This is a genomic window from Nostoc sp. DedQUE04 (assembly GCF_034530995.1).
GTDB lineage: Bacteria > Cyanobacteriota > Cyanobacteriia > Cyanobacteriales > Nostocaceae > Nostoc.
The window spans coordinates 63,196-75,851 of record NZ_JAVRCA010000008.1; the positions used below are offsets into that span (position 1 = coordinate 63,196).

The 12,656-nt window shown below is 44.2% G+C and carries 4 protein-coding genes; 1 reads left to right on the forward strand and 3 read right to left on the reverse strand.

Translation table 11 applies throughout. The features are described from left to right. Positions 1-38 precede the first annotated feature (38 nt). Positions 39-6,680: a HAMP domain-containing protein gene (locus RM049_RS07845; protein WP_322703780.1), complete on the reverse strand. Its 6,642-nt coding sequence runs from the start codon at positions 6,678-6,680 to the stop codon at positions 39-41. A gap of 525 nt (positions 6,681-7,205) precedes the next feature. On the opposite strand from RM049_RS07845, the gene RM049_RS07850 reads away from it, so the two are divergent. Continuing rightward, positions 7,206-7,904, forward strand: a complete 699-nt coding sequence (locus RM049_RS07850) for a Uma2 family endonuclease (RefSeq protein ID WP_322703781.1) — start codon at positions 7,206-7,208, stop codon at positions 7,902-7,904. 274 nt (positions 7,905-8,178) lie between these two features. On the opposite strand, the gene RM049_RS07855 is transcribed toward RM049_RS07850, so the two are convergent. Then, a complete protein-coding gene (locus RM049_RS07855) occupies positions 8,179-11,520 on the reverse strand; it encodes a HEAT repeat domain-containing protein (RefSeq protein ID WP_322703782.1) in 3,342 nt (1,113 codons plus the stop codon). A gap of 349 nt (positions 11,521-11,869) precedes the next feature. After that, positions 11,870-12,292, reverse strand: coding sequence for a hypothetical protein (locus tag RM049_RS07860; RefSeq protein WP_322703783.1), 423 nt, complete (start codon positions 12,290-12,292; stop codon positions 11,870-11,872). Between the last annotated feature and the right edge of the window lie 364 nt (positions 12,293-12,656).

A 12,656-nucleotide genomic window follows, 5' to 3' on the forward strand; every position in this document is an offset into this window, starting at 1 on the left:
AATGCTTACTCTGCTTGAATTGTAGCTTAGTTATTCCGTTAACGATATAGCCAAACACGCAATAACGACAGCAATTGTTCAGTATCTACGGGTTTGGTGATGTAATCTGATGCGCCCGCTTCAATACACTTCTCGCGATCGCCTTGCATGGCTTTAGCGGTCAGTGCAATAATCGGCAAAGATTTAAATTGCTCGTTTTGGCGGATTAAGCGTGTTGTTTCGTAACCGTCCATTTCTGGCATCATTACGTCCATCAAAACAACATCAATATCTGGTGTAGTTTCCAACAGAGTAATCCCCTCTCTGCCGTTTTCAGCGTATAAAACCTGGATTTGATAACGCTCCAGCATACTTGTCAGCGCAAAGATATTCCGCATATCGTCGTCTACAATTAGCGCTTTTTTGCCAGCAAGTAAGTAGTCTATGGAATGCAGTTGTTCGAGTATTTCTCGTTTGGGTGCTGGTAAATTTGCTTGGACTCGGTGTAAAAATAATGCTGTTTCATCGAGGAGACGTTCGGGCGATCGCACATCTTTAATGATGATTGTTTCGGCAATTCGTCTGAGTTCCGTTTCTTGAGCTTTGCTAATTTCTCTACCTGTGTAGACAATAATTGGTAAAGTTTTACCGTGAGGTAAAAGCTTTATCTGCTCGATCAGTTCAAACCCAGTCATGTCGGGTAGCCCTAAATCGAGAACCAGGCAATCAAAATGCTGGGCGCGAATAGCTTCTAAAGCTGCTGCACCAGTGCCCACTGCTGTGGTAGAAACATCGCTGTTACCAATCAACTCAACAATACTCAGCCGTTGAGTGTCGTCGTCTTCGACTACTAGCAAATTTTTCACTTGGCGCTCTACAAAACCTTTAATTTTGGTCAACGCCTCGGATATTGTCTCGCTGGTTAAGGGCTTTTGCAGATATGCGATCGCGCCTAATTGCAAACCGCGTTGTCTTCCTTCCTCAACGGTCATGATATGTACAGGAATGTGGCGGGTATTTGGGTCATGCTTGAGACGATCTAATACCGTCCAACCATCCATTTCTGGCAACCTGATATCTAGCAAAATGGCTGAAGGTAAGAATTGCTGCGCTAGCATCAAACCTGTAGTGCCTGTTTGGGCAGCGATCGCCTTGAATCCTTGCTGTTGTGCCATCTCTAGCAGGATACGCGCAAAATTAACGTCATCCTCAACAATTAGTAACACGCGATCGCCTACGCCGATAGTAGTGCGATCGTCATTAATCAGTGGTAAGTGAGGACTTGTACTGAGCGAAGCCGAAGTAGTGAGGAGTGAGGAGTGGGTAGAGACGCGATTAATCGCGTCTGTGCTGGATTGAGTTGATGTTGGCTCAGGACTCAAAACTCGGAACTCTGGACTCAATTGGGGGAAGTAGAATGTAAAGGTGCTGCCTTGACCGGGGTGACTGATTAGTTTAATTTCGCCGCCAAAGAGACGGGCGATTTCACGGCTAATTGATAAGCCCAATCCGGTGCCGCCGTATCTCCGACTGGTAGAGCCATCGGCTTGCTGAAATGCCTCGAAAATAACTTTCTGCTTGTCGGGAGCAATGCCAATGCCTGTATCGCTAACTGAGAAGGCGATGACATTTTGGGCGCGATTCAAAGTTTCTTGGTCTTTGCTCCATCCCTGCTTCGCCACCGCAATCTGTAAGCGTACTTCTCCTTTTTCTGTAAATTTAAAAGCATTGGAGAGGAGATTTTTTAAGACTTGTTGTAAGCGTTTGACATCTGTATAGATGGTTGTGGGCAATTCGGGAGTCAATTCAATTGTGAAACCAAGTCCTTTGCTCTGAGCGATTTGTCGGAAGGTGCGCTCAATCTGATCGCCCAATTCTGTCAATGGCATTTGAGTTATGTCAATCGACATAGTTCCAGATTCAATTTTGGCCAGATCCAGAATGTCATTGATTAACGCCAGCAAATCAGTCCCGGCTGAGTAAATTGTTTGGCTGTATTCGACTTGTTTGGCGGTAAGGTTGCGATCGATGTTATCTGACAATAATTTCGCCAAAATCAACAAGCTGTTCAACGGTGTCCGCAGTTCGTGGGACATATTGGCGAGAAATTCTGATTTGTATTTTGAAGAAAGGGCGAGTTGTTCGGCTTTGTCTTCCAAAGAAAGTCTTGCTTGTTCAATTTCCCGATTTTTGCGCTCGACTTCTTTCTTTTGCATTGCCAACAACTCTGCCTTTTCTTCTAACTCAGCGTTGGTTTGTTGCAGTTCTTCTTGCTGTCCTTTGAGTAAATCTTCAGAGGCTTTGAGTGATTGGGCTTGTTGTTCTAAGCGCTTGTTAGTTTCCCTGAGTTCGCTTTGCTGGGTTTGGAGTTCTTCAGCTAAAGATTGCGACTGCTTGAGTAATTCTTCAGTTCGCATCGATGCGGCGATCGTGTTGAGGACGATCGCGATACTTTCGGTAAGCTGGTCGAAGAATGTCAGATGAATTTCGCTAAAGCGGCGGAAGGATGCTAATTCGATGACTGCTGTCACTTGTCCTTCAAAAAGTACAGGTAACACCACGGCATTCAAAGGCGTGGCTTCTCCTAAACCAGAGGCAATTCTGACATAATCGCTGGGTACTTCCGTCAACAGAATTCGCTCTTTTTCTAAAGCGCATTGTCCCACCAAACCTTCACCCAAGTGGAAGCGGTTAGCTAGATGTCTGCGTTCGCGGTAAGCGTAGCTACTAATTAATTTCAAATAGGGTGTATGTTCGGCAGACTCCATCAGGAAGAATACGCCGTGTTGCGCTCCTACCAAGGGCGCTAGTTCTGAGAGAATTAGTTTCGATACGGTTTCCAAATCTCGCTGCCCTTGCAGCATTCGGGTAAACTTGGCGAGGTTAGTTTTCAACCAGTCTTGCTCAGTGTTTTTCTGCGTTGTCTCGCGCAGATTAGCAATCATCTGGTTGATGTTGTCTTTGAGTATCGCTACTTCCCCTAGTGCTTCGACAGCAATTGAACGAGTTAAATCGCCCTTAGTTACAGCTGTAGCAACTTCGGCGATCGCTCGCAACTGAGTTGTCAGTGTCGCAGCAAGTTCGTTCACATTATCCGTCAAATCTTTCCAAGTTCCAGCCGCGCCAGGGACTCTCGCTTGTCCGCCTAACTTTCCTTCGATTCCCACTTCCCGCGCTACTGTAGTTACCTGATTGGCAAATGTTGCTAGGGTATCAATCATCTCGTTGATTGTCTCTGCCAAGGTTTCGATTTCTCCTTTGGCATCTAACATCAGTTTCCGTTTCAAGTCACCGTTCGCAACTGCGGTTACAACTCTGGCGATACCGCGCACTTGCGCCGTTAAGTTACCCGCCATCGAGTTCACGTTATCTGTTAAATCCTTCCAAGTCCCGGCAACACCTTGGACTTGCGCTTGTCCGCCTAACTTCCCTTCAGTTCCCACTTCCCGCGCTACCCGCGTTACTTCACTGGCAAAGGAACTGAGTTGATCCACCATCGTGTTGGTGGTGTTCTTCAAGTCCAAAATTTCGCCTCTGGCATCGACAGTAATTTTCTTGGATAAGTCGCCATTCGCTACCGCCTTGGTAACTTCGGCGATGTTGCGAACTTGTCCGGTGAGGTTCCCCGCCATCGAGTTCACATTGTCTGTTAAATCTTTCCAAGTACCTGCAACTCCTCTGACGTAAGCTTGCACGCCCAATTTACCTTCGGTTCCCACCTCACGGGCAACTCTGGTAACTTCTGATGCAAAGGAATTTAGTTGATCCACCATTGTATTAATAGTGTTTTTGAGTTCTTGAATTTCACCTTTCACATCAACGGTGATTTTCTTGGATAAGTCGCCGTTTGCTACCGCCGTGGTAACTTCGGCAATGTTCCGCACCTGTGCCGTCAAGCTTCCCGCCATGAAGTTTACACTTTCGGTCAAGTCTTTCCAAGTACCTGCCACTCCTTTAACTTCTGCTTGTACGCCCAATTTACCCTCAGTTCCTACCTCCCGCGCCACCCGCGTCACTTCCGATGCAAAGGAATTGAGTTGATCCACCATCGTGTTAATGGTGTTTTTGAGTTCCAAAATTTCACCTTTGACATCAACAGAGATTTTTTTGGATAAGTCGCCATTTGCCACCGCCGTGGTGACTGTAGCAATATTTCGTACCTGTGCGGTTAAGCTTCCCGCCATGAAGTTCACGCTGTCGGTTAAATCTTTCCAAGTACCCGCGACACCGCGCACATCTGCTTGTACGCCTAGTTTCCCTTCGCTTCCCACTTCCCGCGCCACCCGCGTCACTTCACTGGCAAAGGAGTTGAGTTGATCCACCATTATATTGATGGTATTTTTCAACTCCAGAATTTCGCCTTTGACGGCAACAGTAATTTTCTTCGATAAGTCACCATTGGCGATCGCAGTTGTCACTTCGGCAATGTTCCGCACTTGTGCCGTCAAGCTTCCCGCCATGAAGTTTACGCTATCGGTCAAATCTTTCCAAGTTCCGGCAACGTCTTTTACTTCCGCTTGTACGCCCAATTTACCTTCAGTTCCCACCTCACGGGCAACCCGCGTTACTTCTGATGCAAAGGAACTAAGTTGATCCACCATTGTGTTAATGGTGTTTTTCAACTCCAGAATTTCACCTTTGACATCAACGGTGATTTTCTTGGATAAGTCGCCTGTTGCCACCGCCGTAGTCACTTCGGCGATGTTCCGCACCTGTGCGGTTAAGCTTCCCGCCATGAAATTTACGCTGTCGGTTAAATCTTTCCAAGTGCCAGCTACGCCGCGCACTTCTGCTTGCACGCCCAACTTCCCTTCGCTTCCTACCTCACGCGCCACCCTTGTTACTTCTGATGCAAAGGAATTCAGTTGATCCACCATTGTGTTGATGGTATTTTTCAACTCCAGAATTTCACCTTTGACATCGACAGTGATTTTCTTAGATAAATCGCCTGTTGCAACCGCCGTAGTTACTTCGGCAATATTTCGCACCTGTGCCGTTAAACTTCCCGCCATGAAGTTTACGCTGTCGGTTAAATCTTTCCAAGTTCCAGCGACACCGCGCACATCAGCTTGTACGCCCAATTTCCCTTCACTTCCCACCTCACGCGCAACCCGTGTTACTTCCGATGCAAAGGAACTGAGTTGATCTACCATTATATTGATGGTATTTTTCAACTCCAGAATTTCACCTCTAACATCGACGGTGATTTTCTTCGATAAATCGCCATTGGCGATCGCAGTTGCAACTTCGGCAATATTTCGCACCTGTCCGGTGAGATTACCCGCCATCAAGTTAACGTTATCGGTTAAATCTTTCCAAGTACCCGCAACTCCCCGCACTTCTGCTTGTACGCCCAACTTCCCTTCAGTTCCTACTTCACGGGCAACTCTTGTTACTTCTGATGCAAAGGAATTAAGTTGATCCACCATTGTATTAATGGTATTTTTCAACTCCAGAATTTCGCCTTTGACATCGACGGTGATTTTCTTAGATAAATCGCCATTTGCTACCGCCGTTGTGACTTCGGCAATATTCCGCACCTGTGCTGTCAAGCTTCCCGCCATGAAATTCACACTATCGGTCAAGTCTTTCCACGTACCCGCTACCCCCCGGACTTCTGCTTGACCGCCTAATTTTCCTTCTGCACCCACCTCACGCGCAACTCTTGTTACTTCCGATGCAAAGGAATTGAGTTGATCCACCATGATGTTGACGGTGTTTTTCAATTCTAAAATTTCGCCTTTGACATCAACAGTAATTTTCTTGGATAAGTCGCCATTTGCAACAGCCGTTGTTACTTCCGCAATGTTACGCACTTGAGCAGTTAAATTTCCTGCCATCAAGTTAACGTTGTCGGTTAAATCTTTCCAAGTCCCTGCTACTCCTTTAACCTCGGCTTGTACGCCCAACTTCCCTTCAGTTCCCACCTCACGCGCAACTCTAGTAACTTCCGATGCAAAAGAATTAAGCTGATCCACCATCGTGTTGACGGTGTTTTTGAGTTCCAGAATTTCGCCTTTAACATTGACAGTGATTTTTTTGGATAAGTCACCATTGGCGATCGCAGTGGCAACTTCGGCAATGTTGCGAACTTGTCCGGTGAGATTACCCGCCATCAAGTTAACGTTATCAGTCAAATCTTTCCAAGTGCCAGCTACACCTTGCACTTCGGCTTGAACGCCTAATTTTCCTTCGGTTCCCACCTCCCGCGCCACCCGCGTTACTTCCGAGGCAAAAGAACCGAGACGATCTACCATTGTGTTAACGATATTCGCAGTTTGGAGAAACTCACCTTGCAGAGGTCTGCCTTCAATTTCTGTAGCGATCGTTTGCGATAAGTCACCATTAGCAACGGAGCGAATTACCCGCGTAGTTTCAGCTGTTGGTTGAACTAAATCTGTAATCAGAGTATTGACAGAAGTCACGCAATCTGACCAGGAACCGCGAACATCTCCGAGAGAGGCACGTTCAGCAATTTTTCCTTCTTTGCCAACAACGTTACCAATCCGTTGTAGTTCAGCCGCCATCCGCTCATTCTGGTTAATAATATCATTGAGCGTATCAGCTATTTTCCCCGCCACACCAGTATGGTCTATGGGCATCCGAGCAGAGAAGTCACCCTGTTTAACAGCATTCAGCGTTCTTAGTAGCTGATTTAAATCTAGATTGTCGCTGTCTCTAGTTAACTGTTCGGTTGCCATAGCCGTATCCTTAATCTTGAATCTTGAGGAATTTTTTATATTTTTTGCACCCCGTACTTATTTAGAGTACTTTTAGCCAATGCGTATCACAATAGAGAGCAGGGAATAGAAAGCGGATCGAACTAATTTTTATGGGTGCGAGTGTAAGCAGTCAAGAAAGACTGCTAACTAAATGGTATTGCCGTCGATATATCTGGCATACCACTTAGCTAATGATAGCTAGTTGGAATTTGTTATGCAGCATTAATTGTCGGCAATGCCTAACTTGGGCGAGTAAGCGATCGCACGTAGAACAGACGATGATAATTAACAATACGTTTTATGATTTTTGGAATTTGAGGAAAACAGCAAATCAATAAATTCTAACTGATATAGCAACAGCCAAAAAGGTTAGGACATTAACAGATGATAAAATTTAGACACAAAAAGGCTTTTCACCCAGTCCCCAGTCCCTAGTCCCCAGTCCCTTGCTATAACTGAGGTTTGCTAAAGTCAAAAATATCCGGCAACTCCAAGGATTGGCAAATGGTTAGAGAGTACTCACCCCAGAGACATCTGCCTCCGCTTGAAAGTGGCGATCGCTTAACTCGTCCTGAATTTGAACGGCGTTATGCGGCTGCACCCCATATCAAGAAAGCAGAACTGATTGAAGGAATCGTTTACGTTGCATCTCCTGTAAGACATGAGCAGCATGGCAAACCCCACAGTCGCGTTATGACTTGGTTAGGTGTCTACCAATCACTGACTCCTGGCGTTGACTTAAGCGTTGAACCAACAGTCAGACTAGATTTAGACAATGAACCCCAGCCAGATGCAGCGTTGTTTATTGAACCAGACGCAGGCGGACAAACCCGTTTAAGCCGCGATGGTTACATTGAAGGATCTCCCGAATTGATTGTTGAAATTGCCGCGAGTAGTGCAGCCATTGATACAGGCAGCAAAAAGCAGGTTTATCGCCGTAATGGAGTGTTGGAGTACGTAATCTGGCAATCTTACGAGAATAAAATTGAATGGTTTTGCCTAATTGACGGCGACTATCGATTGCTATCTCCCGGTGCAGATGGAATTATTCGCTCTGGAGTGTTTCCGGGTTTGTGGTTAGCGGTGGAGGCGCTGTTAAACAATCAGATGGTGCGGGTATTGGAGGTGGTGCAAGCGGGGTTGAAGTCACCGGAACATGATGCGTTTGTGCAGCAGTTGAAGAAATACACAAGTCTGAAATAGTTTACTCACTGAGTTTTCGTGTCAGTTTTACCCCACCCTAACCCTCCCCTTGGAAAGGGGAGGGAACAAGATTTCCTGTTTCCCCCCTTTATAAGGGGGGATTAAGGGGGGTAATTCGACTTGTATACACACCGTAGCCTTTCCAATGGGAGTGAACTAGATTTCCTGTTTCCGCCTTTTTAAGGTGAATATAGGGGGATTTAAAACGTTTTACAACCGGCTAAAGAACTTTTAAAACATCCTCTTAAAGTGAAACAGGAATAGGAGGGTACATCTAGCTAGGTTCATTCCAAGCCCTAATCGCTTCAATCGCAATACCAGCAGGAGCAAATAAAATCTTTACAGTCTCAATACCTGCTGCTGTCACTGCTCTTTGCAAACGTACTTTGAACTCTGGATTATTTTTGATAACTTGCTCAATCGCTTGCCTATTTTTAAGTACTGGATGACTCTCAACAGCTTGAGCCACAATAGGTTGAGCATCGATTACAGTCGGTTTATCCTGCTCTATTTTCTCAAGCAACTGCTCAAGCACAGTTTCTAATTTAGCAATATCTTTTGTGGATGCGTAATTGTTTTGAGTGCCAATGTTATCACCTTCGATATTTCCTGTAACACTGCCTGTGATGTTGCCAAAGGTAGCGCCTGTGAAATCATTTGTAGGAGTTTCTGACATAGTTATGAGTGTTTTATCAAGTTTTTTTAGAACACTAGTTAAAGGATCGGCGTTGTTTGTTTCCTCATTCAAGACAGAATAATAAATTTCATGGTTATAAAATTTGCACCGCTCTTGAATTTTGTAAATTGCATCGTTTTTATATAATGGTGTTTTTAATTGTAATTCCCATATCTGATACAAAACTTCAGAGCCAGCAATTTTTCCTAAGGTCTGTGCGGCAGTCCTACGAACAACGGAATCTTCATCCTGCAAAGCTATAGCTTTGATTAAGGCAGATACCGCTTCTTGGTTACTGATTTTTCCTAAAGCAATTGCAGCACTCCAACGAACAACGGTATCTTGATCCTGCAAAGCTTTAATTAAGGCAGATATCGCTTCTTGGTTGTCGATTTTTCCTAAAGCAATTGCGGCACTCCAACGAACAGAGGAATCTTGATCCTGCAAAGCTTTAATTAAGGCAGCTACCGCTTCTTGGTTGCCGATTTTCCCCAACGCCTCTGCGGCTCTCAAACGAACAGAGGAATCTTGATCCTGCAAAGCTTTAATTAAGGCAGATACCGCTTCTTGGTTGCCGATTTTTCCCAACGCTTCTGCGGCAGTCCAACGAACAACGGAATCCTCATGCTGCAAAGCTTTAATTAAGGCAGATACCGCTACTTGGTTGCCGATTTTTCCTAATGCCTCTGCACTTCTCCTACGAATATCGGAATCCTCATGCTGCAAAGCTTTAATTAAGGCAGATACCGCTTCTTGGTTGCCGATTTTTCCTAATGTCTCTGCGGCAGTCCAACGAACAACGGAATCTTCATCCTGTAATGCTTTAATTAAAGCAGATATCGCTTCTTGGTTGGCGATTTTTCCTAATGCCTCTGCACTTCTCCAACGAACATCAGAATCTTCATACTGCAAAGCTTTAATTAAGGTAGATATCGCTTCTTGGTTGCCGATTTTTGCTAACGCCTCTGCGGCAGTCCAACGAACAACGGAATCTTCATCCTGTAATGCTTTAATCAAGGCAGATACTGCTTCTTGGTTGCCGATTTTTGCTAACGCCTCTGCGGCTCTCCAACGAACATCAAAATCTTCATGCTGCAAAGCTTTAATTAAGGCAGATACCGCTTCTTGGTTGGCGATTTTTCCTAACGCCTCTGCGGCAGTCCAACGAACAACAGAATCTTCATGCTGTAAAGCTTTAATTAAGGCAGATACCGCTTCTTGGTTGCCGATTTTTCCTAACGCATCTGTGGCAGTCCAACGAACAACGGAATCTTCATCCTGCAAAACTTTAATCAAGGCAGATACTGCTTCTTGGTTGCCGATTTTTCCTAACGCCTCTGCACTTATTCTACGAACATTGTAATCTTCATCCTGCAAAACTTTAATCAAGGCAGATACTGCTTCTTGGTTGCCGATTTTTCCTAACGCCTCTGCACTTATTCTACGAACATTGTAATCTTTACCCTGCAACGAATTACTTAAAAAAGTAACGGCATATTCAGAATGACTGATACCCAAAAATTCAACTTTAAGTAACTGATGAATGTCTAACTCTAAAATTAAATCGACTGTTTTTTTCTGATGCTCCCACTTTACTTCTCCTGCCAATCTTGCCCCTAAGTTCAAATCTACATCTAAAGCTAATTTTACCACTCGTAAAGCCTGCTTTTTATCACCCACCAGCCCCAACATCAATGCCACGGGTTCTGTCCACTTCAAATAATTCAAATAATCCCGTTTCAGCCTCTCATCACTAATATTGTCAAGCTGTGAGAGTATAAATTCTGCGGCGTAGTATTCCTGAATTAGCTGATGACGAAATTCAATCTGGTCGTCTGTTCGCAATTGAATTAAGTGATACTTGAGCAAATCTTCTATCCAGCGTCTTGCACAATCATCAGGATAAGCTACTTTGCTCTGTAAAAATGTCGCTAAAACATTCCTAGCTTGCTGTTTAGAAATAGTTAATCGCAACTCAGTCGAATTGTCACCTTGCATCATTACAAATGCTAGATGCTGCAATAAATCAGATTGCCAGTTACGTAACCCTTCAGCAATTGGTACATCTCCCTTGAGTTTGTGATACTCTCCAGAAAACCAACGAAACAGCTCACCTAAACTAGTAGGAATTTGTTTAGCATTATTGAATACTTCACACAGCATCCACAATAACAGCGGCGTTTCCGCCAATTCTCGCAAGCGTCCAGCCAACTGTCGCAGCATTTCATCACCCACCTCTGAATAGGCGCGGACAAAATGCTGCATCTGCGCTTCTGTGAGGGGTTGCATTTCCAGTTTTTTTTCAATACCTAAATCACCCCCCACCCCCAAATACCGCGTAGTAAAAATCATCGGCGTGCTTCGGTGGTATTTCTGCCGAAATCCGTCTAAATCTCGTCTAGCTTCATCGTTGGGTAATTCATTCAAACCATCTACAAGTAACAAAAATTGCCCTGTAAACAGTAGATTTTCAATCTCTTCGCTGTTGAGGTCTAAGTTATAGCGAGTCAAAAAGTCCCGAATTAAATCCAGCACCGAAGTTTTGTAGCGCCTTAACTCTACTAGCACGGGAATTTTCTGATTTGGTTCTCTTTGTTTCCCCTTTTGAGCTTCTTCCCACAACAAACGTTCTAAAGCTGTAGATTTCCCTGAACCCGGTTTTCCTACTAGCAATACATGGACGGGTGCATACTTCCGTAACCCTTCGAGGATATCCAACCGTTCAATTTTTTCTCTGTCTGGTGCTTCACCTTCTTGTTGCTGTGGTACTGTTTGCACCATCAAACTCAAATCTAAGCGTCTGCGCGATTTTTTGGGTTCAAGTTTTTGACGGTCTATGGCATCAGTTGGCGTGTATAAATCTTGCCAATCTCTATATGTGTCATCCTCGCTCAGAGATTCTAGATATGTTTGAAAATCTATGCTGTGGTCTGCAACCATAGTAGTCAATTGACCGAGGACTTTTAAGCGCTCTTTTATATACTACACAATAAAACGCTCAATTCTTTTTATGGTGTCCGTCCTACAAAGGTAAAATTGATATCCCGCAAGGAACTGAAGTTCCTTGCTAATAGCAAAAGTCATCTGAAGATGACTAAATATACTCAAAAATATTTAGTCTACTTTAGTAGACTTTAGCTGTTAGCCTGGGAATTGATTCCCAGGCGGGTGAGGAAGCTAACAGATAAGCTATTTCTAGCTTAAGTTGACACTAATGGGCAGTGCCCATAGGCGTCAATTTAACGTAGAACTAAACCCTAGTGGATTTTACTCAACTCACGCTCGCACCCTACACCCGATTCATAGATCCATTTGCAGAAGAAAGCTTCACAGAATCGGCTGCTAAAGAATTGGTGGGTTTGGAATTGTCTAGTACGCTTCGCTTCTTCTTGGTATTACCTCGTCTAGCACCACCCGCCATCTCGTATTCTGGGCTGGTTTTACCGTAACGGCTGCCAACTCCTAGTAACATTTGTTCTGACATCGCTATTACAATTTTTTCGGCGTTATTCACGTCATCTGTAAGTTTGTCAATGGTAGATAATGCAGTGTTGTAAGCAGCAAGCTTAGACCGGAGATCGTTAATTGCCACCGTGTAAGCTTGTATAGTCAATCCTTCACCAAAGTCAAGTTCTACACTGATAGATTGCATACTTTCAATCCGGCGATCGGCTCTTTCTAAAGCGGTGGAATTTCTTTTACGACGTGCCATAATGCATCTCTGCTACTAGGTTATTAGTACTGTTCTATACCAAATTTTTTCTGATTGTCATGGGAAAATATCGCAAATCAGTTGCAATTACATTTCTCGAAGTTTAGTTAATTTCACTTAGACTATATTCTATTTCCGGTATTAAATAAATCTATAATTTCGTTACAACAATTGCTGCAATGACTTAAGCCTTTCTTATACATGGAAGAACATTTGTTGCACAGCATTAAACAATTGCAGGAAGGACTTATACATTTGCCAGAAAAACTTAAGCCTTTCTTATACATGGAAGAACATTTGTTGCAAAGTATTAAGCCTTTCCAACAAGGGCTTATACATTTGCGAGAAAAACTTAAGCCTTTCT

Excerpts from the sequence above, each read along its gene's own strand:
- RM049_RS07845 (WP_322703780.1), bottom strand. The coding sequence starts at position 6,680 with ATGGCAACCGAACAGTTAACTAGAGACAGCGACAATCTAGATTTAAAT.
- RM049_RS07850 (WP_322703781.1), top strand. The coding sequence starts at position 7,206 with ATGGTTAGAGAGTACTCACCCCAGAGACATCTGCCTCCGCTTGAAAGT.
- RM049_RS07855 (WP_322703782.1), bottom strand. The coding sequence starts at position 11,520 with ATGGTTGCAGACCACAGCATAGATTTTCAAACATATCTAGAATCTCTG.
- RM049_RS07860 (WP_322703783.1), bottom strand. The coding sequence starts at position 12,292 with ATGGCACGTCGTAAAAGAAATTCCACCGCTTTAGAAAGAGCCGATCGC.